Source organism: Haloprofundus halobius (genome assembly GCF_020097835.1).
Lineage (GTDB): Archaea > Halobacteriota > Halobacteria > Halobacteriales > Haloferacaceae > Haloprofundus > Haloprofundus halobius.
This window is the reverse complement of record NZ_CP083667.1, coordinates 26,703-53,622: the sequence shown is the minus strand read 5'-3', so window position 1 is coordinate 53,622 and position 26,920 is coordinate 26,703. Positions and strand designations below refer to the sequence as shown.

Sequence of the window (26,920 nt, the reverse complement as noted above, 5' to 3'; positions counted from 1 at the left end):
TTTCGATAGCTCTTGTGAGGACGCTTCACTCAGTAATTCGAAGCCATCCGTCGCTTCGTAGAGATGACTCACGTACTTCAGGATGGGATGGCCACTCCTAGCTTGTCAAGTCCTCAAAAGAGGACGTTGAGAGCCGCATTCCAATCCCGGTTTGATTAACAACTCGTTGTCGAATATCGGACTAGTGTTGGTTAACAAAATCGAGTAGGTGTACAGAGTCTAGTCTTCATGTTCGTATGTGCAAGTGATGTGCGTGAGTCGAAACCGTTATGAGTCCATGTGCAAGATATGCACATAAGATGAGTGCGAGTGACGATCCCCGACGAGTCCACTTCCAATCGCCCGAATACCTCGTCGACAGACTCGACGCCATTGCAGACCTCTTCGATAAAGATCGCACCGACTTACTCGTCGAAGCAATCCGCGAATACATCGAAGACACCGCCCACAGCGAAACGTTCCAAGAATTAGTCGCGGCGAAGTACTACGACGACCAACTCGAGTTCGAGACTGTGAAACAACTCGTCGGAGCCGAGACTGCTCAGCGACTCCGACTCCTCAAAGCAGATATCGTGGGTGAACCGCTCGACTTGGCCGCACCTGATGATACCAACATCTACGACGACACCGTCAGAGAAGTCACGCCTGAGCATACGAGTGACGACAGCGACGATCAATGAGTAGCGGGCCACAACTCCGGACAGTCGTCGCTGATACAAGCGCGCTCGTCAGTCTCGCGGTCCCACGTGCAGACGCAACCTACAATACAGACAACAAGCCAGACCCACTGCAGTATCTACTGACTTCCTGTGAGGTCTCTGTTCCTCCTGAGGTGGTCTCAGAACTCACTGACATCGCCCAATACCAAGATGTCCATGGGGAAGCGGCCACCAACGTCCTCGCTGCCAACGCACACTACTCGGTTATAGATCCGTACCAAGAGTCGGACGCACCCGACTCACGTCCCACACTTGGGCTCGATGATGGAGAAACCGACGGTATCATCCTGGCGAACGCACTCGACGTTGATGGCTTTCTCACAGACGAGTTCGGTGGAAACAACTTCGCACTCGTACATGCAGCGCTTCGAGGTCCACGCATCGTGCCAACCCCACGGCTCATCTGTGACTACGCGCGAGGCGGACATATGACGCACAACGAAGCCCGCGCACTCATCAAATCGATTAGTCCACCCCGTAGCTGGGATAACAGTCCCTATGTCGCACAGCTACTCAGTTTCTTGAAGTAGCGCTCGTATGGTACGCCCGCTCGCTGTCCCCGGCGGCCGGACGCGTGGACTCGGCTCACGATGTTCGCCTCGCCACACCTGGGACTCCCGATGGTCGTCCCAGACGTCGTTCGCTTCTCCCGAAGCGCCAGCGGGTTAGTCAGTCGACAGACTGCGCTCGCGTGGCGTGCTTGTTGCCGACGAGACTAACTCCGCTGGTCACTCGGTCCGGCCGCTCCGGCGCGCGTGCTTGATTGCTTCACGTTGGTTGTGCTCTCGCTCGCTCCCGATGGTCGCTCACGAAGGCGCGAGCGAGAGCACGAGATTGAGTTGGATGATGTAGAGAGCCACGGCTGGAGAGTCGTAGTGTTGGAAGAAGACGCCGAGTGAGTGCCTTCGGATATCAGCAATGTCAAGTACTAACGCGAGTAGCAAGGTTGTTTCGGTCGATGAACAGGCACTTCGAGAAACGAACGAGAAAGCGGTCGATGAAGATGGATTTGAGGTTGTCGATGAGACGTCGGAATTGCGGGCAACGGTACAGATGGAGATTCAGGCGAAAGTCGATTTCAACCATCCAGATGGCATCGTCGATTCGAGTGATGAGCGTATTCGGGGCGCGACGTTGGCGTAGGAAGAACGCATTCGAGCACGGGAAGCTGAGTTAGAGCACATCAGTAACCAGGCGGCATTGGGGTTACAGGATGGGCGTGCGGAGATGACACGGGAGAAAGTTGCAGAGCAGAGTCGGCAGTGGCGGCGTGACTTTCAGAAGCGAGCAGCGAGTGTGGACCCGTGGGCAGACCCTGATCGACGAGACCCTCGTGAAGAATTATCGCGAGAGCAGTTGGCCACGGTGAACACACAAGCGGCGCGGATGACTCCAAAACTCGATGGGTGGTCGCAAGCGGCAATTAGTCGTAGGTTGGCAGAACGCGTCGTTGACGGCACGGATGTGTTGAGTGCGGTCGTGGGAGTGTTTGAGGAGCTGCAGACGGCACCCGGGCGTGTTGTGCCGATTGGAATGCTCAGTAAGGCGAGGACGAAAGAGGTGAGCATTGAGGGGCGTGTCGAGACGTTGTGGGAGCCGAGTTCTGCGAAGATTGCGCAGGTGGGACTGATTGGTGATGAAAGTGGGAAGACGAAAGTAACGGTCTGGGAGAAGTCGAATCAACCATGGATGAGTGAGGGTGAGCGAGTTCGGATTCATGGCGCAGCTCGAAATTGGTACAATGGACGTATCTCGTTGGCTGTGACTGGCTGGAGCACGGTGTTGTTCCCCGAGCGCGGTCGGTGGTGGGAGTAGGCTGAGAAGGCGGTTCTTTCTTTTTCTTTGCCGGACCGGCCCAAACCCCACCACCCCACCCACCGCTCCGTGCTCGTTTCACTGCGCGCGCAGCCACAACCTCTAGACGGAACGAATTCGTCGTCACCGGGTGTCGTTCTCTCCCTCTTCGAGTTCCGGGATGGGTTTGTCAGGAGTGGTGAGGATGGTCGCTCGCTGTTCTGGTTCGGCAGGCCAGAGTTGAGGAGGCTCCTTGTCAAGATTGTGAGAGAGCCGTACGCGGCGAGTGTAGTCAAGTACGCGATTCTAGCTCCCTCAAGTCATAATTCGCGGTTCTGGTCTCGTGCTAATGTATGCTCAATAAGAACCTTCATTCCGCGACGTAATCTATCTGAGACTGCCTGATGTGAGATAGAGAGCTGTTCAGCGAGATCCTCTCCTGTCGCCTTCCGTGGGACATCGAAGTAACCACTGTTATATGCTGTGAGAAGAGCAGAACGTTGCTTTTCCGAAAGCGCATAGTAGTGAACCCCAGATGTGGTCGGAGTAAATAATTGGTGCAGTGTCACTTGTCCCTCTTCTTCGAAGTGATTTATAAATTCGGAGAAATGGTTACGGGATTCAAAACGGACGCGCATCCGCCATTCGCCATCCGATCCACGGGCATCAAGAATGACTCCCTCGTGATCGAGAATGATGCGCAGACGTTCGCTAACGACGTCTGACCATTTGATTTGATATAAGCGCTCAGTAGAAAACGAATCGGTCAATTCTGATTCATCAACAGTTGGGTCTTCATCAAGTATGGTCTCGAATTGCTCCCATTCGTTTCCAACTACACGGAGAAACGGCATGATGTAATCAGGACTGTGAGCAACTAACAGGTCTAACTCGGCTGCCATCTGCTGGGCAGATTTGAGTGTGTGCGCCAAGCAGAACGCATCAGCGGGAACACTGAAATCTGCAATGACACTCATGAGAGGATACTATGTCAATACAAGTCTTGAGACTATCCATTAACTAAGATATCTGACATTCTGTGGTATTGGTCTCTCTGGCTCTCCCATCAATCCTCAAAATTCTCCTCGGATCTGAGCCAACAGATAGTGGACACAGCGAGACGTCTGTAGGACAGAAATAGGTATTGTGAACGCGGTTTTCGCCATTGTTTTCGGTGACGAAAATGGCCGTTCTCAGATAGCCCACAAGTGCCCCAGAAGCAAATGGTAGACACGTGGATTGTTTCTGGAACTTCTCCGAAACTGCCAGTCTCAATATACTCAAGTGCAAACGACCGCGAATCGCACTTCTACCACGTTCTCTCAGATACCATCATCACAGAGTGTGTCGAACGCGATGTTGGAACGCTCGCGGTGAGTTGGCCCGAAGACGTGCGAGAGTCCGACTGGGGGAAGACGGGGAACAAGAAACTGCATACATGGGCGTTCGACCGCATCTACCAGTACCTCGAATACAAAGGCGAGATTCGCGGTGTTGGTGTACTGAAAGAGAACGAGTGGGATACATCGAAGACCTGCTCGAAGTGTGGTAACGACACGAAGTCCAACCACAAACATCGTGGGCTGTACGTCTGCTCGTCGTGTGGGTTAGTCGGGAACGCGGATTGCAACGGCGCGGAGAATATGCGACAGAAGATAACTCCAAGTCCTCACGGCGAGGATAGGAGTAACGGCTGTGTGGCACAGCCATCGGTACACTTGTTTGACCGCGAGAGCGGGATGTTTCACACGAGAGAACAAGCCGTGTCGTAAACCAGCAAATATCCCACCTGCGGTACGGGAAGCCCCGTCGTTTACGACGGGGAGGATGTCACGCGTGCGCAGATAGTCGAACGACCACTCTGTTTCAGTCTGCCGGCAGCCGAGGCCGTTCACGAGGATGTCTACGCCGACCGGGTGAGGAAGCCCCTCAGTACGCTCGAAGAGTTCGATTTCCCGATTATAGATGGTCTCTTCTGGGGGAACTTCGAGATCGGCCTGTCGTTCGAAGCCACGTGCTTCGAGAAATGCAACGACTTCATCGTAATCGTCGGGGGCGATGACGAGGTCGAGGTCAGTCGAGAACCGCGTCTCGAACTGACTGATTGCGTACCCACCAACGAGGACGAACCCGATGTCTGACTGCTCCAGTTCTTCGAGCACTTCGATGGTGCCTCACTTCGGTTTTCTTGACTCATATTCAGGCTGGCTCCATCCGGTAGGCTGCGTCCGTGTCGACGTCGTCGTACATCCGGCCGAGCATGTCGAGTGCCGACTCGAAGGTCGCGTAGTACTCGTTTGCGAACGCCACGGTTTCCTGGAGCGGGATGACGGGCCGTCCATCGACCATCTCGGCCTCAATCTGTGACCGTGGCTCCAGAACGACCTGGATGGCGCCATCGAGGTTGTCAGCGGGCTGGCGCTCTTCCGCAGTCGGGATTCCGAATCGATCGAAGAACGACGTCCAGGCGTCGAGGTCGGACTCGTGGACGGCGATGAACAGCGGGTAGTCCTCTGGGTCGCGAGCGACCTGGTAGCCACCGCGGGTCCAGACGTAGACCGCATCGATGGCGGTAAAGGCGTAGTCCATGCCAGCGAACTGCGGGAGGACATACGCTTCTGAAATCGACGGCGGCAAGATGTCTGCTGACGCCGTCAGGAACTCGAGACCGGCGTCTCGGATTGTCTGGTCGACGAGCTGGAGGCCGTCATCGTATGCGACGTATCCCGCCTCTTCGAGGCGATTCACGACGCGCCGAATCGTCTCCCGGTTCTCGTCAATCTTCCGCGCGACGCCGGAGATGGAATCTCCTGGGTCAAGCGCGAGAATGACCTTGAGTTCCTTCTCACCGCACACTTCGTACATCCAATGGTTACACAATTCTGTGCAACAGACAAAAGAATTACTCTTCGTGTGGGTCTGCTGGCTGGATTTGGCGAGCGTCTTCGGCAAGGTCGTGGATGTACTCGCGAAGCGTCTCCATATTCTTGCGGGCGTCTTCCAGCGTTTTCGCCTTCACCTTGACTTTGATCTGGTCTTCATCTCGCGTCCCGGTTCCGTGTTTGAGTTTCACGGTCAGCGAGACACCAACATCAGTGCGCTCGACGTGCTCTGTTCGCTCCGTTTGATCTCCGTTCATACGCCGCCTGGAGCACGACCAACGAGGAACTCCAGGCGCTCGCCGAGCAGGGCCAGTTGCGCCGCGTCGAGTCCGGCGAGACGACGCGCTACCAGCCGGACTACACGCGACTGCTCTTCGAGGAAATCCGCACGCTCATCGAGGAGAACACGCGCGAGGAGCTACGGAACGAATTGACTGCGATCACCGAGGAGATCGAGGAGTGGCAGGCCACCTACGACGTCGAGACGTGGGAGGAGCTCGAACAGTCGCTTGCTGATAGGGATTTCTCAAGTGACGAGCTTCGCGAACGCCGCGACGTCATCGGACGTTGGGAGGAGAACCAAGAGGATCGTCGTCTCATCAAGCACGCGTTGGCACTCTACTCGGATGTTGAAGCCGCTCGCGACCAGATGATCGACGTGGCTGACCGCGCCACGCGCTAATGCCCCCGTTATGGCGGGTTTGATGCGCTATTCAGCCGATCCAGGTCATCGTCCTCGTACGCTGCTCGCCACATCGCGTGAACTGCGCGAGTCACGAGTGAGACCTCGGTCACATTGATACAGGACGGTTCGGCTGCCGTCGTGGCGGCCTCGGGAGGAGGGTGGAAATGGATTTCGGGTGAGTGTGTATTCGGGTGCCGATCGAATCGCCAGTTGACGTCGTCGCTATCGACGTAGTGAAACGAATACATCCCCAGTTCGCTCCACTGGATATCGAGTCGCCCAGCGTCGGCGTCTCCAAGGCCGTCGCTGAGACTGATCTGCAGTTCCGTGGGTGCAACGACGTCATCGTACGAGGTTGTGTCGACTAACGGCTCAAGCTCGAGCCAGAGGTCACGAATCCGCTGGAGCGCCGGGAGATAGATCGGTCCGAACTCGCCGGCTCGGTCGTCCTCGCTCATACAGCGAGCTGGTGGCTGGCCTCGTCGTAGGCAAGTGCTGCCTGGGCGACGGCGAGATTCTGCCGCGTCGTTCGCCACGCGGTGAGGTCGTCCCAGCCCTCCGTCTCGTCGGCGTCAAGTTGCTGGCTGAGCTCTTCGGGTGACACCACGTCGTAGCGGTCCTCATAGCGCCGGATCTCGGCCTTCATTTCCTTGATGCTGTCGAGCAACTCCGGCCGATTGACTTCCTCACGAAGCTCGCGGATCCGGGACATCAAAACCCGGTCGCTGTTTCGCTTGTACAGCGTTGTTTGGCCGTCCTGCTCCGTCTCGGCGAAGCCCGTGTTCACGAGCGTCTTGCAGTGTCGACGTGCCGTCGGTTCGCTCACGAGGGCGCGGTCGGCGATCTCGGCTGCCGACTGCCCGTCGTGGGTTTGCTCAACGATTTCGTACACCCGCTCGAATGGCGTGGTATCCGCTTTCCAGTCCGCTTTGACCTGCTCGTTGATCTCATCCCACGTCTCGGTCATACTGGGTTCTACGCATCCCATGAACAAATAATTTCCTGAGAAAACTATTCCTTCCAGCGATGCTTGTACAGGAGCATTGTCAGGCCACCTGCTCCTCTAACGTGTCTCGATGCGACCGGATAGTTCTCTGACGACGATATCAGGCGGCACTCGGTCGACGACGGCACGAGCAGCCGACGGGGAAGTACTCGTCGCGGCCAAGCTCCATAGTGGTCGGAAAACGGATCTCGCTGATGTCCTCGCTGCCATTCCTTCAATCGACCTCGACATGGTCGAGACGCATCTGCATCGCGGCGATGCTGATGCCCTTCGTCACCAGCTCAGTGAGGCACAAGCGTACATCGAAGAGGGTGGGTTAGATTACCGTTCAAGAGTATGTTCGGCCAATCATCAGCCTCGGCCGAGGATATCGAGACGCTCCTCAAGTTCCTCAAGCTGCAACAGAAGTAAACTGCACCCACGGCGACAGCAACAGCGACGGTATCTGTGGGTGGCCGTCGCCGAAGTTGGGCTAGAAAGGGAGTGAGCAGGTGCTGTTTGTCCTCGCCTTGAGAGCGCGGAGGCGGACACCAGTAGTTGAGCGCGAAATGAACGCGCGGATCCCTCTCAAGTCGGTCCGACTCACCGAGACCGGCTCGGGCGAACCGAGGGAGGTAGCCGAGGCCGTACTTCGATTTCCCGCCGCGGAGAATCCCGTGTTCGACGTCGTCTAAACTCAGTTCGACTCCGGCGACCGTCACCGCGTGCGCGCGGAAGAACCGCCACCGCGACTCGAACAGTTCCGGCCGGTTGTCGAGCAGGAGCTGCGTCGACGCGTTGTAGACGTTGAGCCAGAATACGAGCGCTTTCCGTCTGTCCGTTCGGAGAGGATCGAGGTCATCCCAGTCGGCCTCGACGAGCCGGCGTTCAAATGGACATCGTTCTCAAGTATTACCATCTTGCCAGTAGTTGGAACAGAGAATGGGCTGGACAATAATATTTTAGGCTTGCCTAAGATTCGGTAGTTTTAAAATGTTTTAGGCACGCCTAAAATCATGTATGCGACAAACCAGGCAACAGACGCGCTGGCAACGTGCGTTGATCCCGACTGGTCAAGGAGGTAACGCCCCGTGAAGTATCTGGAGGCAGGAAATAAGCCGATCCTCGCGCAACAGATGGAGCGCGAATCCAATGCACGAACGTATCCGCGTTCCCTCCCGTTGGCTATCCGCGAGGCTCGGGGTGTGACAGTAACTGATATGGATGGAAACGAGTACTACGATTGTTTGGCCGGTGCGGGAACACTCGCCCTTGGCCACAATCATCCACGCATTGATGAGGCAATGGAACGAGTTCTAGATGCAGACCGCCCGCTCCACACGCTCGACATCACCACCCCCGCGAAGGAACGCTTCATCGATTCGCTGTTCGACAGCCTCCCGGCGGATTTCGCGGACTCCGCCAAGGTCCAATTCTGTAGCCCCGCGGGAACTGACGCCGTCGAAGCGGCGCTGAAACTCGTGAAGACGGCGACGGGCAACCAGAGCGTGCTGGGATTCCAGGGTGCCTACCATGGAATGACGAATGGTGCGCTCAGTCTCATGGGCAATACCGACGCGAAGGAACCACTTTCCGGACTGATGAACGACGTTCACCACCTACCCTACCCGTACGACTACCGCTGTCCATTCGGCATCGGCGGGGAGGCGGGCCACCGAACGGCCAGTCGATACGTCGAAAACCTCCTCAACGACTCTGAGAGCGGTATCACGGAGCCTGCCGGTATGATTCTGGAACCGGTTCAGGGCGAGGCAGGTGCCGTTCCCGCTCCCGACGAGTGGCTCCGAGAGATCCGGCGCATCACCCGCGAGCGAGATATCCCCCTGATCGTCGACGAGATTCAGGCAGGACTCGGTCGCACAGGTGAGACCTACGCGTTCGAACATGCCGGCATCACGCCCGACGTCGTCACGCTCTCGAAGGCGATCGGCGGCGGCCTGCCGCTTGCGGTCGTCGTCTACGACGAGTCGCTCGACGTTTGGGAGCCGGGTGCACACGCCGGAACCTTTCGCGGGAACCAGCTCGCGATGGCCGCCGGCGCGGCGACCATCGATTACATCCTCGAGAACAATCTCGACGACCACGCCGCCGACGTCGGTGCGCGGCTGCGCAATCATCTCGAGTCCACCGCCAAACGGTTCGACGCGATCGGCGACGTTCGCGGTCGGGGCCTGATGCTCGGCGTCGAATTCGTTGACGTCGACGCCGACTGGCATGGTGCGGGACCCCACGCTCCGGACGCCGATCTCGCCGAGGCCGTTCAGGCGGAGTGCTTCGAACGTGGACTCATCATCGAACTCGGGGGCCGGGAGAGTGCCACTGCACGCTTCCTGCCACCGCTTACCGTCTCGAAAGGCCAGATCGACGAGATTGCGGCGATCTTCGACGAAGCCGTCATGTCGGCCGTACGCGAGCACGCCACGACACAGGAGGTGGCTGCATGAGCGCTGACTCCCTCTTCCTCGGCAGCGATCAGGGCGACGCTGCCTACCGCGAAGCGATGAACCGGGCGACCGACGCCGTTCTCACGTCGTTTGCGGACGGCGACGATCCGTACTCGGGAGCCACACCAGAGGCCATCGCCGCGCAGTTCGACGAGCCGGTCGTTCCCGACAACGGCCAGGAACTCGAGGAGACGATCGACGAAGTGGCCGAGCGTGTGCTCGCCCATTCCGTCGGCACGTCGAATCCCCGATGTGCGGCGCACCTCCAGTGCCCGCCGATGGTTCCGGGACTCGTCGCTGAGACGATGCTCACTGCGACGAACCAGTCGTTGGACTCCTTCGATCAAGCGCCCGCCGCGACGGTTCTCGAGGAGCAGGTCGTCGACGCACTATGTGACCTGTTCGATCTGCCCGGCAGCGCGGACGGCGTCTTCACGAGCGGTGGGACACAATCAAACTTCCAGGCGCTGTTGCTCGCCCGTGACCGGTACTGTAAGCGATACCACGGTCAGGACGTGCAGGCCGACGGGCTCCCGTCGGACGCCGACCTCCGAATTCTCTGCTCCGAAGAGGCGCACTTCACCGCGAAGCAAGGCGCCCACCACCTCGGCCTCGGTGAAGATGCTGTGATCTCCGTTTCGACAGACGACGACCGTCGAATGGACCCGGACGCGCTCGACGCGACGCTCACTACCCTCGAGACCGAGGGAGCGGAGCCGTTCGCGCTCGTCGGCACCGCCGGAACCACCGACTTCGGGAGCGTCGACCCGCTGGCAGCGCTCGCAGATCGGGCCGCCGAACACGACCTGTGGTACCATGTCGACGCGGCCTACGGCGGTGCGCTGGCGGTCAGCGAGGCCCACGGCGATCTCCTCGATGGCATCGAACGGGCCGACTCCGTCGCCGTCGACTTCCACAAGCTGTTCTACCAGCCGATCAGTTGCGGGGCCGTCCTGCTCCGAGACGGCGACGACTTCGAGGTGATGGCCCGCAACGCCGCGTACCTCAACCCCGAAGCACACGACGAGGTCGGCGTTCCCAATCTCGTGGCGAAGTCAGTCCAGACGACTCGTCGCTTCGACGCCCTGAAGCCCTACGTCGCGTTTCGCACCCTCGGCCGAGCAGGACTGGCGTCGCTCGTCGACGGAACCCTCGGACTGGCCGACGAGGCGGCGGCGCTCGTCGACGCGGCCGACGATTTCGAACTCCTCCACAAGCCGACGCTGAACGCTGTCGTCTTCCGCTACCGGCCGCGAGCGGGGATGGACGCCGACGCCGTGAGCCGGCTGAACGCCGCTATACGACACGAACTCCTCGGCGACGGCCGCGCGATCGTAGCTCGTACCGAGGTCGACGGTGTGACTAGCCTAAAGTTCACGTTATTGAATCCGACTACGACGCTCAAGGATATCGCAGCCATGCTGGACGCTATCCGCGACTGCGGGATCAGGGTCGCCGTCGACCTGGAAGAACCGGAGGTGATTGCATGAGCCTCGAGGCGACGGACTGCGACGAGACTGGCGCCGACGTCGATCCCGCGGCCCGTGCCGACGACGCCACCGTGCATGCATTTCTCAACTGCTACCTTCGCGAGACCGGCAACTACGAGGTCCGTGACGAGGTCGTAGCCGGCGTTGATCCCGGACCCGACGGCCTGCTCCTGACGACGCTGCCCGCGCAGGACGTCGACCTGCTGGCCCCACTCGATCACCACTCGCCGACGGAGCGACATCTATTCGAAACACCCGTTTGGTACCGGCTCCCTGACGGCACGGCTCGGCCGGTCGACGCGGCGACCCTCGCTTCGCTCGTGGTGAAAGATCTCACTCTCGGACGAGAGGGTGATGCAGTTCCGGACGAGTTGCTTGACCGCGTCCTCCGCAGCAAACGGAGTGTCGAATCTTTCGTTGCCGCGCGCGCTGACGACGAGGACCACCTCTATGCTGAGCAGCTGTCGTTCCGTGACGCCGAGCAGGCGCTCGTCTTCGGTCACCACCGTCACCCGACGCCAAAGAGCCGACAGGGTATCGCCGAACGGAACCGTTCAACGTATGCCCCGGAGCTCCGTGGATCGTTCCCGCTTCACTACTTCCGGGCGGATCCTGCACTAGTGTCGGCCGGGTCAGCGCTCGATCAGAACGCAGCGGCGTGGGTGAAAGGTGCGTTGCGTGACGACCCTGAAGTTTCTGCCTCCTTCGTCGCTGAACACGTTGATAGCGAGGACGTCCTCCTGCCCGTCCACCCGTGGCAGGCGGAGTTCCTCCTCGACCAACCACACGTGAACCGTCACCTAGGCGATGGGCTTGAACATCTCGGCGCGGTTGGTCAGGAGTTCTATCCGACTACCTCGGTTCGGACGCTCTACACTGAGGGCGCACCGTTTATGGTAAAGTCGTCGCTGCACGTGAAGATTACCAACTCGGTCCGGACGAACAAGCGCCCGGAACTTGACCGGGGAGTAGCCGTCGCGGAACTCCTCGATACCGAGTTCGGCGACGAACTCGCCGACGCGTTCCCGAACTTCGATATCGTCCGCGACCCTGCCTTCCTCGCGCTTGACGTCGGGGAAGACCGAGAATCAGGGCTAGAGTCAGTCTTGCGAACGAACCCATTCCGTGGCGACCTGGCCCAGCGGTCTACACCACTCGTCTCACTCTGTCAAGATGCCATCGAGGGCCAGTCGCGCCTCGGACGTCTCATCGAGGCTATCGCCGAACGCGAGGGTCGTGATACCAAGTCTGTTAGCGAGGATTGGTTCCACCAGTACCTCGAAATCGCCATTCGTCCAGTGCTTTGGCTCTACCTCGAACAGGGTGTCGGCGTCGAAGCCCACCAGCAGAATTCAGTACTCACCCTCAACGAAGAGGGCTATCCGAGTGAGTTCCGCTACCGCGATAATCAGGGGTTCTATTTCCCCAAATCGCAGTACCCTGACGTCGAGGAGTACCTGCCAGGAGTCGGCGAACGCGCCGACACCATCTGCTCCGACGCGATCGCCGACGAGCGCCTCCGCTACTATGTGATCCTCAACAACGTGCTCGATGTCGTTAACGCGTTCGGGTGTGCCGGTGTCGTTGGCGAACGTCGCCTGCTCGGCTTGCTCCGTGAGGAGCTGACAAGGATTCAGAACCAGTACGACCGTTCCTCGTCGGAGCTCCTGACGCCGCTGCTGGAAGACGAAACTGTCCCTTGCAAGGCGAACCTGCTCACCCGATTCCGCGGTCTTGATGAATTGGAGAACGACCTGGAGAACCAGTCCGTCTACACAGACGTGAAGAACCCGATTATCACAGAGACCGACCTATGACCGGGCCGTATTCAATTATCGCTTCCGCGTACGACTACCAAACCTACGACTCGAGTATCGAAAAGACCGTGTCGTTCCGACAGGTGTCGATGGAGCGCGATCTCGGTCGACTCTACCAGTGGTTAGCGAGCAGTCACGTTAAGCCGTACTGGCAACTCGACCTGTCGCTCCCGGCGTTCCGTGCTGAACTCGAAGCCAAACTCGCGGACGATCATCTCACACCCTATATCGGATACCTTGACCATATCCCGATGAGCTATTGGGAGTGCTACTGGGCGGCCGAGGACGATCTAGCGAACTACTACGACGCCGACCCCGCCGACCAAGGCGTGCACCTGCTTATCGGTCCCGAAGAGTACCTGGGCCACGGGTATGCGCTCCCGCTGATGCGAGCGATTGTCGCCATGCAGTTCCGCCATCAGGACACCGATCGAGTGGTTGCGGAACCCGACGCCCGTAACGAGCGTGTCATCACCGTCTTCAAGCAGTGCGGGTTTGAACCACAGTCGGAATTCTACTTCGAAGAGGCGGAGAAAAACGCGCTCCTGCTCGTCTGTGAACGCGAGCATTTCGAGACCGAGGTGCTCAGTGACTCCGTGGCCACGTCTTGTCAGGGGGTGATTAGTAATGACTGAACGCATCTACGACCTCGTAGGAATTGGCCTTGGTCCCTTCAATCTCGGGTTAGCTGCTCTCTTGGATGAACTAGACACCGAGGGTGGCATCGACGTGTGCTTCCTAGAACAGGACGCCGAGATGTCGTGGCATGAAGGGATGCTCATCGAAGGGACGACACTAGAAGTCCCGTTTCTCGCGGATCTCGTCACGCTGGCAGACCCGACCAACCCAAACAGTTATCTCAACTATCTGCGGGAGACGGGACGTATCTACGAGTTTTATTTCTACGAGACGTTCCAGATTCCCCGACAGGAGTACGACGACTACCTCCGATGGGTGGCCGAGCGTCTCGACTCGACCCGGTTTAGCCGTCGAGTGACCAACGTCCGCTGGAACGCGACCGAGGAAGCTTTCCACATCGTGGCGGTTGATCCCGAGACAGACGAAGAGTTCGCGTACCTCGCAGACGATGTCGTACTGGGCGTTGGAAGTCGCCCTCACGTCCCCGAACACCTGCAAAGCCAGCATACAGACGACGTCTTCCACACGTCCAGATATCGCTCCCGGCGGGAGCGGTGCCTCAACGCCGACTCGATCACCGTCGTGGGCTCTGGACAGAGCGCCGCCGAGGTGTTTCTTGACCTCCTGGAGCGGCAACCAGAGAACGACTACCGCCTCGACTGGCTAACGCGCTCAGAGGGGTTCTTCCCCATGGAGTACTCGAAACTCGGCCTCCAACACTTCTCTCCCGAGTACACGCAGTATTTCTACGACCTTCCCCAAACGAAGAAAGACGAGATCCGCGCGGACCAGGACCTCCTCTACAAGGGGATTGATCCGGATACGAGCGCGGAAATCTACGACGCGCTCTACCGGCACTCCATCGGTGACCGCGACCCCGACGTGGGGCTCTTCGCAATGACCGAGGTGGAAGACATTGAGCACATTGGTGATGTGCACTGTCTCCAGTGTCGGCAGTGGCAAACTGATCAGCAGTTCGTCCACAACGCGGAGGTAGTTGTCCTCGGGACGGGCTACCATCGGCCGGTGCCATCATTCCTCTCGCCGCTCGGCGACCACATTGAGTTCGACTGCGAGGGCCGGTTCCGAATCACCGAAGACTACCGCCTTGAAACGGACTATCCCGGGCGGATATTCGTCCAGAACGCCGACCTCCACACTCATGGCGTCGGCGCACCAGATCTCGGACTCGGCTGCTTCCGCAATGCGCGCATCGTGAACCAACTCGTCGGTGGCGAAGTCCTCCCGGAGGACACGAATGCCATCTATCAGGACTTCGCCGTCGAGGAATTCGTCGAACGGACGCCTGGTGCGCACCGCGAAGCGAATACCCCCAATCCTTCGGAGGACTGACCATGACACTACGCTATCCAGCTAACATCGACGTGACGCTCGAAGACGCCCTCGACACCGATGTCTGGCAGACCGTCAATAGGCGGTTGCTGTCGAAGATGCTTGCGGAGTTCGCCTACGAGGAGGTTGTTGAGCCGGAACCGATTGGATCTCCCCTAAAAATCGGCGAGCGCGGGATGTTTCGCGTTGATCTCGGCGAAGCCGTCTACCGCTTCGAAGCCGCGCCGCGGATGCTAGATAGTTATCATATCTACGATGCATCCATCGAACGCCGCGACGATGACGGGTGGGCGTCCGCAACCGACGCAATACGATTCTTCCGCGACCTCGAAGCGGAGAGCGACGTTGACGGTGTGACCGCAGGCCACCTCGTCGAGGAACTCAACAATACGCTCCTGGCGGACGCCCACATCGAGGCTCGCAAGCGGAAGCGCGACGGCGGTCTCCCCGCTGACGCGGACTATACCCGCCTTGAGAGCGAGATGGAAGGCCATCCGTGGATCACATATAACAAGGGACGCGTTGGATTCGACTACGACGACTACTGCCAGTTCGCGCCCGAGAGCCAGCAACCGGTCTCGCTTGAGTGGGCCGCTGTCTCGCGTGAGCGTGCGACGTTCACCACGGTTGACGGCCTCGACCCCGAGTCACTCCTGCGTGGGGAACTCGGTGAGCACTACGACCGTTTCCGCGACGATCTGCGCGAGCGTGGCCTGAACCCGGCTGACTACTATCTCGCTCCTATCCATGAATGGCAATGGACCGATAGCATCGTCCAACTGTTCCCGCGGGACATCGCTACCGACGACGTCGTGCCACTGGGGAATGGGCCAGATAAGTACTTCCCGCAACAGTCTATCCGGACCCTTACGAACATCGACGACCCTGAGAAGCATCATGTGAAGGTGCCCCTGCACGTCCTCAATACACTCGTATATCGCGGACTCCCCGGAAAGAAGATTACGCGGACGCCGCGCATCACCGAAGGGCTGCAGGCGGTCCGGGATGAGGACCCGTTCTTCGCCGATGAGTGCGATCTCGTCCTCCTCGGCGAGGTGGCGGGACTCCACTACCCGCACCGTGACTTCGAGGCCATCGACGGTGCACCCTACCAGTATCGTGAACTCTTCGGGAGTGTCTGGCGCGAAAGCGTTTACCGGAAGGCAAGCGACGACGAGCGTCCCGTGACACTCGCGGCCCTCCTCCATGTCGACGGCGAAGACGTTCCATTCGTCTCCCGTCTCATCGAGGAGTCCGGACTCAACGACGGAGCGTGGGTCGAGGAACTCTTCGATACCCTCTGGCCGCCTCTCCTCCACTTCCTCTATCGCTACGGGGCGGCGTTCTCACCACACGGCCAAGATGTCATCCTCCTGCTCGAAGATGGTGTCCCCACCCGCCTCGCCCTCAAGGATCTCATCGATGTAAACGTAAGTGAGGAACGTGTTCCCGAGCTGGCGGCGGTTCTTGATTCCGACGTCCACGAAGCAATGGACACAAAAGATGACAAGGGGCTTGCGCAGGTCATTTTCGCCAGCCTCGTCGTCTGTGTCTTGCGCTACCTCGCGGACGTGCTTGCAACCTACCGCGACTATCCCGAAAAGCGCTTCTGGTCGCAGGCCCGTGCAGCCATCGAGGCATACCAGGACCGGTTCCCCGAGCTCGCCGAGCGCTTCGATCGCTTCGACCTGCTCGCACCCGAGTTCCCGAAGCTCTGCCTCAATCGGAACCGACTGCTCGCCTACGGCTACGCTGACGACGGCGAACGCCCGGACATCGCCGTACACGGGACCGTTCGTAACCCGCTCCAGTAACTAACTACTAACTACTAACCTTTATGTCAGTACGAGCAAAGGTTCGTACTCTCCTCTTTAGCCCGGCAGACGACCTGTCACTAGACCTTGCCGCGCTCACGCTTGCACAGGGCATCGCAGCATTAGGCACGAGCGTCGCGCTTCCTGTACTCGCTCCACTTCTCCGTGCCGCCGGGAGTACGGGAGTGTTCGTGACAGCGTTCGGTATCGGCGTCCTGTTCGCCGTTCTCGGTGTCGTCCGCTCGGTGCTGCAGATCCCGCTCGGCCGTGTCTCCGACCGTTGCGGCGTTCGCAAGCCGTTCATCGAACTTGGGTTGTTGGGCAGCGCTGCTGCTCTCGCCGCCCACGCCATCGTAGGGAGCGTTGCCGGACTCCTCGCAGCGCGGGCATTGCAGGGCGTGGCGCTCGCCTGTTCGACTCCGGCGATTATGGCCACCCTCGGGGCAGTCACCGACCACGACTCGCGCGGCGGGAGCGTCGGAATCTTCTCCACAGTCCAGACGCTCGGACTCGGACTCGGCCCCATTGTCGGTGGCGTCCTCGCCACGGCATTCGGTGTCGATACCGCCTTGTACATAGGGGCAGCTCTTCTCTGCGGCGCGACCCTTCTCGTCCGTGTTGGTGTCCCCGAAACGGGCACCACCCACACTCGTTCGGACGAACATGCGAGCGCCGACACTAGGAAGACCCTCGCCCTGCCGCGGCAGTTCTTCTCCAGTCGACGACAAGCTCGGACGCTGCTTGGCCTCGCTGGCGGCGTCGTCACGCTCATGATCGGTGTTACGGCAATGATCCCGCTCGAAGCGACGATGCTTGACCGGATGCACGGCGGAACGGTCGCGGGGTTCGGGATCGTCTTCGCCAGTACGACGCTCACTCGCCTTGTCGCCCAGTACCCCGTGAGCGCCGCGACCGACCACTACGGCCGTCGCAGGTTCGTCGTCACAGGGTTGCTCTGCGCCGCACCGCTTGTCGCGCTAATGGGAATCGCCCACTCACTATGGGAGTTCCTCGTGCTCCGATCGCTCCTAGGAATCGCACTTGCCGGCGTCGTCGCACCCGCCTACGCGTTGGCGGCAGATGTGGTCGACGACGCGGACGCCAGCGCCCAGTTCGGCCTCGTGACCACGGCGTTTAGCGGCGGTTACGCGGTTGGGCCAGTAATCGCAGGCGCACTTGCTCCGCTCGGTTTCGAGGTACCATTCTTCGTCGCCGGCGCCGCGCTCACCGTCGGGGGAGTCGGCGTCTGGTGGAGCGTCGAAGAACCGCATGTCGAGACGGTCGAAAAGCGGACGGCAGACAGACCCGTTCAGTCGTGATGACGAACCATCGGCTCCATCTCCTCGACGAGGGCAGCCGCGCCGGTGACCGTGGCCAGCGACGCACCTTCCTCGAATCGATCTCGCTCTCCTGCTTCCGCGTCGACTTCCGCTTCGAGCTGTTGGATCGCCGTCTCGAGGTCCTCGCGCGGGACGAACAGCACTCCGTCCTCGTTCCCGAAGACAACGTCGCCGGGTTCGACCGTTGCCCCACCAACCTGTACGGGGACGTTGATGTCACCACCACGTCCGTGGAGCCGCGTTGTTTTAACGGATGTGTCGCGAGCGTACACCGGGAAGCCATCGTTGGCGATCGCGTGCGTGTCGGTAACGCTCCCGTCAACGACGGCTGCGACGGCGCCGTTCTGCTGGGCCGCCAGGGTAGTCATCTCGCCCCATGGCGCGTGCGCGGTGTGTCCCTTCATGTCCACGACCATGACGTCGCCGGGTTCAACGAGTTCAGTCGCCTTATGAACCATCGTCGAGTCCTCCGGCGGGATGCGGACCGTCAGAGCGCTCCCAACTACCGTCGTACGGCCAGCAGTTTCCTGATAGCTGATCTCGGGGCCAGGGAAGCCGAAGTGACGACGGTGGCCGAGGTCGCTCGGAGAGTAAGCAGACAGACGGTCCATCAGATCTGCGTCCGGACGGGGCACGTCGGTGACTATCTCCGGCATAGGTTAGAACACCTGTCGGAATCGCTCGAGGTTCCACTCGCCGGCACTCTCCGTGAACGACTGCCATTGCGTTCTCTTTACCTCGATATAGGACTTGTGAAGATCGGGTCCGAGTGCGTCTGCGAGTACGTCATCGGCTTCGAGGGCACGGATAGCCTCGCCAAGCGTCTCGGGGAGACGGCAGATGTCTCGATCATCGCGCTCCACCCGCGGAAGGTTCCCTGGATCGAATCCGACTGGATTGCCCGGATCGAGTTCTCGTTCGACGCCGTCCATCCCTGCTGCGAGGATGCCGAGCAGCGCGAGGTACGGGTTTGCGGCGTTGTCAGCGGGGCGGAATTCGAGACGCGTTGTCTTCTCGGCGTCGCCCTTCGGCGAGGGAATTCGAACGGCGGCCTCACGGTTGTCCAGACCCCAGCAGGCAAACGCCGACGCCTCGGTCTGTGGACGCAACCGTGCATAGGAGTTGACCGTCGGCGCGGTGAGTGCGACGAGTGCGTCAGCGTGGGCGAGGACACCACCGATGAAGTACCGGGCGCGGTCGCTAAGCCCGTCCGCGTCGCCTGCGTCGTAGAACTCGTTCTCGTCGCGGTTCCACAACGAGAGGTGGATGTGACACCCGTTGGTGCTGCCCGGAAATGGCCGCGGGAGGAATGTCGCCTGGAGGTCGTGGTTCGCGGCGACGCCCTTCACCGTCTCCTTCAAGAAGAGGTGTTCGTCGGCCGCCGTGACGCCCGACGAGGGAGCGATGACAACCTCGTGTTTACCAGGGGCGTGCTCGGGATAGTATTTCTCAAACCCGATATTCTGGTCTTTCAAGGCGCCGACGATGTCAGTAGTAATGGGGTGGGCCGTCCGCATACACTCGGTAGCGTAGACGCCACGATCGTCCAACGGAACAAGTCCGTCCTCCGTCTCCTGACAGAGGTGGTACTCACTCTCAAAAGCCGTGTGGACGTCGGCGTCCATCTCGTCAAGGAACGATACGAGGGCCGAGCGCGGATCGGCCGACCAGAAATTACCGTCGAGGTCATGGATGTTACAGAGCATCGCTCCACAGCGCTCGGTATATGGAAGCTTACGGAACGTCTCTGGGTCCGGCATGAGGCGGGCTTCGCCGACCGCATCAAATCGGCCATCGAGGATGCGCTGGTCGAAGGCGGTCAACGACTGCACCGACTGGGGAAGCGTCGATCCGTCGGTGATAGCGGCTGTGACGTCCTCGGCATCGATCGTGTGTCCTCGAACGACACCATCATTCCCAACGTAGAGAAGGCGAACGAGGTCGATCTCTGCGTTCTCCCATTCGACTGGATAAGTGACGGATTGGCCATTTGCTTGCATCTATTTCCCGATGTACTCGGAGCCCTATGAATTTTAGGTTTGCCTAAAAGTAAGCCAACGTGATATCGTCAACCGCTTTCATCCTGAACTTCATACTAAATCCAATATTGGTGACGGATTTTTAGCTGTGCGGCCTTTATTTCGGGTTTTAACACACTACATGGCGTTTTGTGAAAGAACACGCACCTATTGAGACAGTACTGTGTGATCGGGAGTTTGATTCCCAGCAGGTCTACCAGACGCTGACAAATCTCGGGGTGACTACCTCATCCCGAAGCAGGTAATAGTACTGAACGAACGAGTACATCGAATCGCATACAGAACTCGAAGAAATGACCGGGGAGATCACCGCTGTTCTCGCGTTCGATTACGAACACCAGTTGGTAATCAGCGAACTCCATGAAGTTCAGCATGACTTTCAGGATATTATCACAACGATGAGCCACATGCATGATGGAAAGTGGTGTCTGGAAACGATTTTTTGTCGTGGAGACGCAGCCAGAGTCCGAGAACTCGTCTATCAACTACGGGATTTCGATGCAGTTGGTTGCGTGAAGGTTCTCCTCCTCAGTCCATCCGACAACGAGTGCCATCACCACCACTAATCGACGCGCATATTGTGATCTGCTATTCCACTCTCAAATGAAGATAACAGATTGTTCTACTGTGACACCGATTTCAGATTCGGACAGTAATTTAAGTACGAAGACGGAGGAACCCGTCAGCGTGACAGGAAAATCGAATTGATAACTCGACCGAGAGGCCTTTCAGCCTCGTGGGGAAGCCACCCACGTCCGGGATCGATATCTCGGGTTGAGATGCGAATCTCACGATCGGCTTGACAGTACGGGCTACCCGAACAATGGTGAGTCTACGTCGGAAGGCCTGTCGCGGGTATGGAACGTGCGAACTCCCCAGGCGACGTGGGTCTAACCCTCAATGAGGGGAGCCCACGACTTAGTCTTGGGAGAAGTCACAGAGTCGGTAGAACTCAACATTCGAGATTCTACTCAACTAGGGCCAGGGCCGATCCTAATATGTGTAGAATTCAAGAAGGGTCAGCGAAACCGCTCGGGTTTAATTCGGGCGAGCCGCAACGCGTTCGTCGTTACGCCGAGGCTCATCCCCATATCTCCAACGACGACCGCGACTGCAACGTTCACAAATCCGAAGGGGACACCAAGCGCCAACAGTACCTTTACGCCGATGCTCGCCCAGATGTTCTCTCGGATCACGCCGTTGGCTTTTCCCGACAGCGCGTAGAGGTACGGCAGCTTCAGTAGGTCATCGCCCATCAGCGCAACGTCTGCCGACTCGACCGCAGTGTCCGTCCCCGCTGCCCCCATTGCGACGCCGACCGTCGCCGTCGCTAGCGCGGGCGCGTCGTTGACACCGTCGCCGACCATCGCCACACCGCCATATTCGTCGTCGAGCGCCGCAACGGCCTCGGCCTTCTCTTCGGGGAGAAGCTCCGCTCGAACCTCGTCGACGCCTGCAGTCTCGCCGACCGCCCGTGCGGTCGTCTCATTATCGCCTGTGAGCATCACGATGTGCTCGACACCGAGTTCGTGGAGCCGTTCGACCGTCTGTTGCGCCTCCGAACACACCTCGTCAGCGACCGCGATTACGCCCGTAATCCGTTCTGTCGTCCCGACGAGGATGACCGTCTTGCCCTCCCGTTGGAGATCCGCAATCGTGTCGCTTTCGAGGTGGTAATACTCGCCATGGTCACAGTATTGTCCCTCAAGGGCGACGCCTCCGTCGGTTGCAGCGTGGATGTGGTCAAGGGAGACCCCCAACTCCTCGAAGAGTCCAGGCTTGCCGACGTACCGCGTCTCACCGTCGACGGTGGCTCGGACGCCCTTGCCGGTCAGGCTCTCGAAGTCGGACACGTCCACAGGCTCGACGCCAGCCTCGCCAGCAGCATCGACGATAGCCTCCGCGATCGGATGTTCGCTTCGAGCCTCCAAACTCGCAGCGGTCTGGAGAACGACATCGGACGACTCGCCGTCGACGGGAACGACGTCGGTCACGGTGAGCTGGCCGTGGGTGAGCGTGCCAGTCTTGTCGAACGCGACCGCATCGACGGTGCCAACGGCCTCGAGATAGGTGCCTCCTTTGATGAGCACCCCGCTGCGGGCCGCACTCGTGATACCTGAGACGACGCTGACGGGCGTACTGATGACCAGCGCACACGGACACGCGAGGACGAGCAACGCCAGTCCGCGCTTGAACCACGTCGCCCAGTCGCCGGCGAACGCGAGCGAATACCCGCCCGCATGGAGGAACGCCGTCCCGTCGATTAGGGTCGGGGGAACGACCGCGATGAGGACCGCCAGTGTGACGACGACCGGCGTGTAGTGACCGGCGAAGCGGTCGACGAACTGCTCGTGTTCGGTCTTGTTCCGCTGGGCGTCCTCGACGAGTTCGATGATGCGGGCGAGCGTGCTGTTGTCGGCCTCGCTCGTAACCTCGACTTCGAGGTAGCCCTCCTCGTTGATGGTGCCTGCGAATACCTCGTCGCCGTCCGCCTTGTCGACGGGTACGCTCTCGCCGGTGATCGGAGCCTGATTGACTGAACTTTCACCTTTGACGACAGTCCCGTCGGCCGGAATTCGATCGCCCGGCCGGACGATAACGCGGTCGCCCACACGCAGCCCCTCGACGGGGACCGCCTGCTCTTCACCGTCGCGGCGAACGGTCGCGGTCGTCGGCGAGAGATCGACCAGCTCACGTAGCGAAGAGCGTGCACGATCCATCGCGTATTCTTCCATCAACTCGGCGACGCTGAACAGCACGGCCAGCATCCCCGCTTCGAGGTAAAGCGCCTCGCCGAAGACGAGATTCGCCGTGATCGCCCCGAGAATACCGAGGGTCATCAGGAGGTCGATATCCAGCGACCGCGTCCGCGCCGAGTAGTACCCGTTCTGCAGGATTTCCTCGCCACTAATGACTGCGCCGGCGAAGTAAAGCAGTTCAGCTACGTCGAATCCCCGTCCGAGAAGCGCGAAGAGCTCGATATTGAGGCTAGACAGGAAAAACTCCAGGACGAGGCCGAGGACGAGCAAGCCACCCCCGAGCCACGTTTTGACCGCTCGCGGACTCAACCACAGGTCCCGAGCCCTGCTCTTTTCGACGGGAGCGTCGTCTCCTTCAATCTCGGACCCTGGGTCCTCGACGTCGTAGCCAGCACGTTCGATGGCGGCAATCAGGTTAGCACGAGGCGTCTGATCGGGTGTGTGCGTGATAATGACGGTCCTAGTGGTGGACAGTATCTCGCGTTTATGAATACCCGTGAGGTCGTCGAGGGCGTTCTCGATTTTGCCAGCACAGGACGCGCAGTCCATTTGCGGGACATCGAACCGCTCCGTCTCGAGGTCGCTCCGCGCCTCGACATCGTAGCCGGCGGCCTGGACGCGCTCGACGAGTTCGTCGACGCTGACAGTCTGGGGTTGTACTCGATGTGGACTGTCCCGGCCATTACCTGTGGGTCGACCGAGACGACGCCGTCGAGTGTGGAAACGCTGTTGACGATCTTCTCCGCACACGACGGACAATCCATATCAGGGACTTCTAACTCCACGGACCGCGTCGTCGGCCCGTCCGACTGTGCCCTACTCGTAGTCATTACCTATCGAGAAGGGGACTATGGCCAAACCACTTCGGTTGGTGTGTACCAAACGGCGAGTCAGCTATCGGGCCCGGTCAAGTGGGCGGATAGCGGTCGGTCGTCGACGTACTCCGTCGCCAGCTTCGCCTCGGCACGGCGGAGTCGATACGACAGCGTCGAGCCCGGAATCCCCAGTTCCTCAGCCAGCTCGTAGGTCTCGATTTCGCGGGGCGTCTCGTAGTAGCCGTGTTCGACGGCTGCACGAAGGGCCTCCGTCCTGTTCCGGTGTGAGGCCCCGATCATCGTCGTTCCTCATTGGCTCCACAGCAGTATCACCGACCCGGACAAAATCGACCCCCGTCGTCTCGTCGATCTCACGCTCGATAGCCTCGTGGAAAGCGCGGTACGTCGCATCTCCGGGGGCAATGATCTGCCACTCGTAGCGTCGGCCGGACCACGTCGTCTCGAAGATGAGTCCGTCCCCGAAGTGTTCGACGGCGAGATGCGGGATAGACGTACAGGCAGGTGTCCGATTCCAGTACGAGTAGAGGATGAGCGTCTCGTCCGACCGGTCGAGCGTTCGCGTCTCCCACTCGCCCTCGCAGTCCCGCCGGACGAGACAGTCGGCGTAGTAGTCTGCGGTCGTGACAGCTTCGACGACGGCATCAAGCGCCGTCTCGGAGCCAGTTACGTGATCGACACGCCAGAGCGTCTCCGTAGTGACGTGGCAGGATAGCGAGCGGAGCCGGGTTTCTGAATGCGCAGCTAAAATATCGGCGACGGGATTCGTTCCCGAGTCGAACTCAAGGGCAAAGACGAATTCACGCATTACCATCTTTTCGGGCGGATAGCCGTATCAGCCTTCCTCAAAGGGTGTACCATCGGCACTAGTACAGGTCCTCACAGTAAGAAGATAGGAGAGTTTGCGGGATATTGGTTTGAGATAGCGCGAGACGGTTCTGTCTATTTTGTGCCCCGAAAAGGTGCGGCGCGTCCTGAACTGATGCAGTCGCGGTGAACACAATGGCTACAACTAGTGACTCGTCAGTCTCGTTCGAGGAGACCGACACTCGACACGACGAGATGCAAAGTACCATCGAAGCGTGAATCGATGACCTCGTCGACCACGTCGACGATGCACAAGCGAGTGAGGAGTTTCAGGAGTGGTTGGACGTCCAGAGTCGTTTCCACGACTATTCTCACCGAAACACGCTCCTCATCAAGCTCCAGTATCCCGAGGCAACGAAGGTTGCTGGCTACAACACGTGGCGGAACGACTTCGATCGGCATGTCCAAGAAGGCGAACAAGCCATCTGGATCTGGGCACCGATCATCACCAAGCGATGTCCCGAATGTGAGAATTCGCCCAGCTACCACGAGAAAATCGGTTGTGAGTACGACGAGACGTCGTCGGATGAGTGGTCGAAAGGCCTTGTCGGGTTCAAACCAGCACCAGTCTTCGACGTATCCCAGATGGACGGAGAACCGCTTCCCGAACTAGAGACCGCAGCGATGGGCGAGGCCAACGACCTGGTGCCAGCGCTCAAAGGGGCAGCTGATGAACTCGGTGTGACGGTACGCATCATCGATGCAGACGACTGGGACCATGGCGACGCAAAGGGAGTCTGTAAGTTCTGGTGCATACATGACCTCCAGCCAGTTGTCGAGGCGAAAGCCCGAGCGAACCAGGCGGATCTCGCTGTCACATTGGTTCACGAGTACGCCCACGCGCTGCTCCACTTCGATATCGACGATGAACCCGAACGAGTAAAACACGAGGTGGAAGCAGAAGCCGTCGCGTACATCGTCGGTCGGTACTTCGGACTCGACACGAGTGGGTCTGCGTTCTATCTCGCTGCGTGGCAGGGCGATGACTCAGAGGCGGTTAAAGAGCGCCTCGGTCGAATCAGTTCTACCGCTCAGGAGATTATACGAGTACTCATCGAGTGACAATTCAGACACCTTTGCGTGCATTACTCACAGTCGCTCTAATCGAGTTCCAGGTGCGTTATAAAACGGTTTTTCACGCCGTCGAAGGGCGACGGCGTGCGCGAACTTGTCACGTCGATTCAGCCGAAATCATGACCGAACGAACTGACGTCGTCGAGACACAGAACGAAGACGAAACAGAACACGAAGAGCGGGTGTACTCTCCTGATGGTGGAGTTATAGCATCGACTCCTGCAGCTTCGAGATCTGCTGAAGCGATCCGGCAACACACCATTGGCAAGGACCTGTCTCAGGAGGAACTCGAGCCCCGCACTAAACGAGCTCGAACCGAAGAGATGGATGTCTCGTTACTCCAGAAGGGAGGAATCTACGAGGTGCAGTCGGAGTCAGGGAACATCTACGAGGTCGACGTCGCGAGTAAGACGTGTACGTGTCCAGATTTCACGAAACGAAATCCAAGCGGTGGGTGTAAGCATCTACGGCGAGCCGATCTCGATGTTCGAAGTGGGAACGTCCCTCGTCCCGATGGCCGTCTCCCTGAGACGACGGACGTAGTTAAGCAACTCTCAACGGAGATTCATCAGTTGGACCAGGAGATCGAAGAACGCGAGGAGCGACGACGGGAACTCGAAGCTACGGTGGCGGTTATCGAGGAGTTCTCGATTGAGTAGATGAGATGATTAACCAACAGTTCTAAGATATCGGCCAACAACGTTGGTTAACAGATCCGTGTCCAATGTCCTATTCCCCACCAGACCCACCTCGCGAAGTCTCAGCTGACATCGTTTCAAAGCTCGATGATCAAGCCCCAGAGGTACTCCGACAAGTCGCTCGTGACCGACCATTCCGGGTATGCGGGCGGGTCGGCGCGCGGTGCTGGATGGGTGTCCGCCTCGGGCGCACTCTCGCTCGCGCCTTCGCGAGCAAGAGCGCGTAGATGGTTCTGTCGGGCGTTGTCGCAAAGTGCGTCGCGAATTCATACGTGTTCAGTTAGATGCAGCCTTCAGAGAGAGAGAGAGAGCGCATAGCTGTAAATGCGAGAATCGATTCTGTATCCGTCTATTAAGGATACAGGAGCTACTGAACCATACAATCCAAGACCTATGACGACAGATGTATTGGAAAATCAATATACTGAACCATAATATAAATATATGACTACTATTAGTTTTATAGATTATTGTATTCTAATAATGTTTGAAAATACAGGGACTCAAGCCGGGTGTTCTACTGAATGTATCTTTTGAATATACCTAATGAACAAGCAGGGAAATATTATCGGATATACCGGTAGAAGTGGATCACACTATTTATTGAAAGAATCTCAAGAGAGCGATTTTGTGTAATTACATTCTGCGGCCCACGACAAACTGATCG

General features: G+C 59.0%; 19 protein-coding genes and 7 pseudogenes. 15 read left to right on the top strand and 11 right to left on the bottom strand.

The genetic code is table 11. The features are described from left to right. Window positions 1–299 precede the first annotated feature (299 nt). The 3 genes and pseudogenes from LAQ74_RS17190 (at window position 300) to LAQ74_RS17180 (ending at window position 2,534) form a co-directional block, all read left to right on the top strand. Window positions 300–680, top strand: a complete 381-nt coding sequence (locus tag LAQ74_RS17190) for a hypothetical protein (protein WP_224337852.1) — start codon at window positions 300–302, stop codon at window positions 678–680. Further along, complete coding sequence (locus LAQ74_RS17185; RefSeq protein ID WP_224337850.1) at window positions 677–1,249, top strand: hypothetical protein; 573 nt, start codon at window positions 677–679, stop codon at window positions 1,247–1,249. Before LAQ74_RS17190 ends, LAQ74_RS17185 begins: the two co-directional genes overlap by 4 nt. A 388-nt stretch (window positions 1,250–1,637) precedes the next feature. Further along, a pseudogene (locus LAQ74_RS17180) lies at window positions 1,638–2,534 on the top strand (DNA-binding protein). Window positions 2,535–2,833: 299 nt separating this feature from the next. Here LAQ74_RS17180 and LAQ74_RS17175 read toward each other — a convergent pair. Further along, the gene (locus LAQ74_RS17175) at window positions 2,834–3,490 is read right to left on the bottom strand and encodes a helix-turn-helix domain-containing protein (protein ID WP_224337848.1); all 657 of its coding nucleotides are present in this window, start codon (window positions 3,488–3,490) and stop codon (window positions 2,834–2,836) included. 315 nt (window positions 3,491–3,805) lie between these two features. Between LAQ74_RS17175 and LAQ74_RS17170 the strand changes: the two are divergent. Then, window positions 3,806–4,285: pseudogene (locus tag LAQ74_RS17170) on the top strand (zinc ribbon domain-containing protein); the annotation flags it as partial. A 65-nt stretch (window positions 4,286–4,350) separates the two neighbouring features. Here LAQ74_RS17170 and LAQ74_RS20500 read toward each other — a convergent pair. The 3 genes and pseudogenes from LAQ74_RS20500 to LAQ74_RS17155 form a co-directional block, all read right to left on the bottom strand. Further along, window positions 4,351–4,710, bottom strand: a pseudogene (locus tag LAQ74_RS20500) (nucleotidyltransferase domain-containing protein); the annotation flags it as partial. 2 nt (window positions 4,711–4,712) lie between these two features. Then, window positions 4,713–5,378, bottom strand: a complete 666-nt coding sequence (locus LAQ74_RS17160) for an RNA polymerase subunit sigma-70 (RefSeq protein WP_224337846.1) — start codon at window positions 5,376–5,378, stop codon at window positions 4,713–4,715. A 37-nt stretch (window positions 5,379–5,415) separates the two neighbouring features. Further along, window positions 5,416–5,652: a DUF7389 domain-containing protein gene (locus tag LAQ74_RS17155; RefSeq protein WP_224337844.1), complete on the bottom strand. Its 237-nt coding sequence runs from the start codon at window positions 5,650–5,652 to the stop codon at window positions 5,416–5,418. Between LAQ74_RS17155 and LAQ74_RS17150 the strand changes: the two genes are divergently transcribed. Next, window positions 5,625–6,077 (top strand): DUF7342 family protein, encoded by a 453-nt coding sequence (locus LAQ74_RS17150; protein ID WP_425498552.1) that lies wholly within the window; start codon window positions 5,625–5,627, stop codon window positions 6,075–6,077. The two genes, LAQ74_RS17155 and LAQ74_RS17150, sit on opposite strands and share 28 nt — an antisense overlap. 8 nt (window positions 6,078–6,085) lie before the next feature. On the opposite strand, the gene LAQ74_RS17145 is transcribed toward LAQ74_RS17150, so the two are convergent. The 3 genes and pseudogenes from LAQ74_RS17145 to LAQ74_RS20680 all read right to left on the bottom strand — a co-directional run. Continuing rightward, a complete protein-coding gene (locus LAQ74_RS17145) occupies window positions 6,086–6,538 on the bottom strand; it encodes a toxin-antitoxin system TumE family protein (protein WP_224337842.1) in 453 nt (150 codons plus the stop codon). Next, the gene (locus LAQ74_RS17140) at window positions 6,535–7,047 is read right to left on the bottom strand and encodes a winged helix-turn-helix domain-containing protein (RefSeq protein WP_224337840.1); all 513 of its coding nucleotides are present in this window, start codon (window positions 7,045–7,047) and stop codon (window positions 6,535–6,537) included. Before LAQ74_RS17140 ends, LAQ74_RS17145 begins: the two co-directional genes overlap by 4 nt. A gap of 320 nt (window positions 7,048–7,367) precedes the next feature. Continuing rightward, window positions 7,368–7,892, bottom strand: a pseudogene (locus LAQ74_RS20680) (DUF547 domain-containing protein); the annotation flags it as partial. Between the two features lie 264 nt (window positions 7,893–8,156). Between LAQ74_RS20680 and LAQ74_RS17125 the strand changes: the two are divergent. From LAQ74_RS17125 to LAQ74_RS17095, 7 genes are read left to right on the top strand one after another with little or no spacing between them, the layout of a single operon-like run. After that, a complete protein-coding gene (locus LAQ74_RS17125; RefSeq protein ID WP_224337838.1) occupies window positions 8,157–9,530 on the top strand; it encodes a diaminobutyrate--2-oxoglutarate transaminase in 1,374 nt (457 codons plus the stop codon). Beyond that, window positions 9,527–11,020 (top strand): pyridoxal phosphate-dependent decarboxylase family protein, encoded by a 1,494-nt coding sequence (locus LAQ74_RS17120; protein WP_224337836.1) that lies wholly within the window; start codon window positions 9,527–9,529, stop codon window positions 11,018–11,020. Before LAQ74_RS17125 ends, LAQ74_RS17120 begins: the two co-directional genes overlap by 4 nt. Continuing rightward, the gene (locus LAQ74_RS17115) at window positions 11,017–12,837 is read left to right on the top strand and encodes an IucA/IucC family protein (RefSeq protein ID WP_224337835.1); all 1,821 of its coding nucleotides are present in this window, start codon (window positions 11,017–11,019) and stop codon (window positions 12,835–12,837) included. The genes LAQ74_RS17120 and LAQ74_RS17115 overlap by 4 nt, the downstream gene beginning before the upstream one ends. Beyond that, window positions 12,834–13,472 carry a GNAT family N-acetyltransferase gene (locus LAQ74_RS17110; RefSeq protein ID WP_224337833.1) on the top strand — a complete coding sequence of 213 codons (639 nt, stop codon included), beginning with the start codon at window positions 12,834–12,836 and terminating at the stop codon, window positions 13,470–13,472. Before LAQ74_RS17115 ends, LAQ74_RS17110 begins: the two co-directional genes overlap by 4 nt. Further along, on the top strand, window positions 13,465–14,829 hold the full coding sequence (locus LAQ74_RS17105) for a lysine N(6)-hydroxylase/L-ornithine N(5)-oxygenase family protein (RefSeq protein WP_224337830.1): 1,365 nt from the start codon (window positions 13,465–13,467) through the stop codon (window positions 14,827–14,829). The genes LAQ74_RS17110 and LAQ74_RS17105 overlap by 8 nt, the downstream gene beginning before the upstream one ends. A gap of 2 nt (window positions 14,830–14,831) precedes the next feature. Then, window positions 14,832–16,643: an IucA/IucC family protein gene (locus LAQ74_RS17100; protein WP_224337828.1), complete on the top strand. Its 1,812-nt coding sequence runs from the start codon at window positions 14,832–14,834 to the stop codon at window positions 16,641–16,643. 23 nt (window positions 16,644–16,666) lie between these two features. After that, entirely contained in the window at window positions 16,667–17,962 is a 1,296-nt protein-coding gene (locus LAQ74_RS17095; RefSeq protein WP_224337826.1) for an MFS transporter, read from the top strand. On the opposite strand, the gene LAQ74_RS17090 is transcribed toward LAQ74_RS17095, so the two are convergent. After that, window positions 17,953–18,639, bottom strand: a complete 687-nt coding sequence (locus LAQ74_RS17090) for an RraA family protein (RefSeq protein ID WP_224337824.1) — start codon at window positions 18,637–18,639, stop codon at window positions 17,953–17,955. The genes LAQ74_RS17095 and LAQ74_RS17090 overlap by 10 nt on opposite strands. Window positions 18,640–18,642: 3 nt before the next feature. Beyond that, window positions 18,643–19,983, bottom strand: coding sequence for a gamma-glutamylputrescine synthetase (glnA2, locus tag LAQ74_RS17085; protein WP_224337822.1), 1,341 nt, complete (start codon window positions 19,981–19,983; stop codon window positions 18,643–18,645). Window positions 19,984–20,282: 299 nt separating this feature from the next. On the opposite strand from glnA2, the pseudogene LAQ74_RS17080 reads away from it, so the two are divergent. Next, window positions 20,283–20,588 (top strand): annotated as a pseudogene (locus LAQ74_RS17080) (CopG family ribbon-helix-helix protein); the annotation flags it as partial. A 453-nt stretch (window positions 20,589–21,041) separates the two neighbouring features. Here the strand turns inward: LAQ74_RS17080 and LAQ74_RS17075 are convergent. Both LAQ74_RS17075 and LAQ74_RS17070 read right to left on the bottom strand, forming a co-directional pair. After that, window positions 21,042–23,611, bottom strand: a pseudogene (locus LAQ74_RS17075) (heavy metal translocating P-type ATPase). Window positions 23,612–23,671: 60 nt separating this feature from the next. Continuing rightward, window positions 23,672–24,422, bottom strand: a pseudogene (locus LAQ74_RS17070) (helix-turn-helix domain-containing protein). A gap of 278 nt (window positions 24,423–24,700) precedes the next feature. Here LAQ74_RS17070 and LAQ74_RS17065 point away from each other — a divergent pair. Both LAQ74_RS17065 and LAQ74_RS17060 read left to right on the top strand, forming a co-directional pair. Continuing rightward, window positions 24,701–25,543 carry an ImmA/IrrE family metallo-endopeptidase gene (locus LAQ74_RS17065; RefSeq protein ID WP_224338071.1) on the top strand — a complete coding sequence of 281 codons (843 nt, stop codon included), beginning with the start codon at window positions 24,701–24,703 and terminating at the stop codon, window positions 25,541–25,543. A 131-nt stretch (window positions 25,544–25,674) separates the two neighbouring features. Continuing rightward, the gene (locus LAQ74_RS17060) at window positions 25,675–26,214 is read left to right on the top strand and encodes a hypothetical protein (RefSeq protein WP_224337820.1); all 540 of its coding nucleotides are present in this window, start codon (window positions 25,675–25,677) and stop codon (window positions 26,212–26,214) included. Window positions 26,215–26,920 lie beyond the last annotated feature (706 nt).

Coding starts and splice junctions, on each gene's coding strand:
- LAQ74_RS17145 (WP_224337842.1), bottom strand. CDS start 6,538: ATGAGCGAGGACGACCGAGCCGGCGAGTTCGGACCGATCTATCTCCCG.
- LAQ74_RS17105 (WP_224337830.1), top strand. CDS start 13,465: ATGACTGAACGCATCTACGACCTCGTAGGAATTGGCCTTGGTCCCTTC.
- LAQ74_RS17160 (WP_224337846.1), bottom strand. CDS start 5,378: ATGTACGAAGTGTGCGGTGAGAAGGAACTCAAGGTCATTCTCGCGCTT.
- LAQ74_RS17095 (WP_224337826.1), top strand. CDS start 16,667: ATGTCAGTACGAGCAAAGGTTCGTACTCTCCTCTTTAGCCCGGCAGAC.
- LAQ74_RS17090 (WP_224337824.1), bottom strand. CDS start 18,639: ATGCCGGAGATAGTCACCGACGTGCCCCGTCCGGACGCAGATCTGATG.
- LAQ74_RS17140 (WP_224337840.1), bottom strand. CDS start 7,047: ATGACCGAGACGTGGGATGAGATCAACGAGCAGGTCAAAGCGGACTGG.
- LAQ74_RS17115 (WP_224337835.1), top strand. CDS start 11,017: ATGAGCCTCGAGGCGACGGACTGCGACGAGACTGGCGCCGACGTCGAT.
- glnA2 (WP_224337822.1), bottom strand. CDS start 19,983: ATGCAAGCAAATGGCCAATCCGTCACTTATCCAGTCGAATGGGAGAAC.
- LAQ74_RS17120 (WP_224337836.1), top strand. CDS start 9,527: ATGAGCGCTGACTCCCTCTTCCTCGGCAGCGATCAGGGCGACGCTGCC.
- LAQ74_RS17100 (WP_224337828.1), top strand. CDS start 14,832: ATGACACTACGCTATCCAGCTAACATCGACGTGACGCTCGAAGACGCC.
- LAQ74_RS17155 (WP_224337844.1), bottom strand. CDS start 5,652: ATGAACGGAGATCAAACGGAGCGAACAGAGCACGTCGAGCGCACTGAT.
- LAQ74_RS17175 (WP_224337848.1), bottom strand. CDS start 3,490: ATGAGTGTCATTGCAGATTTCAGTGTTCCCGCTGATGCGTTCTGCTTG.
- LAQ74_RS17060 (WP_224337820.1), top strand. CDS start 25,675: ATGACCGAACGAACTGACGTCGTCGAGACACAGAACGAAGACGAAACA.
- LAQ74_RS17190 (WP_224337852.1), top strand. CDS start 300: ATGAGTGCGAGTGACGATCCCCGACGAGTCCACTTCCAATCGCCCGAA.
- LAQ74_RS17185 (WP_224337850.1), top strand. CDS start 677: ATGAGTAGCGGGCCACAACTCCGGACAGTCGTCGCTGATACAAGCGCG.
- LAQ74_RS17110 (WP_224337833.1), top strand. CDS start 12,834: ATGACCGGGCCGTATTCAATTATCGCTTCCGCGTACGACTACCAAACC.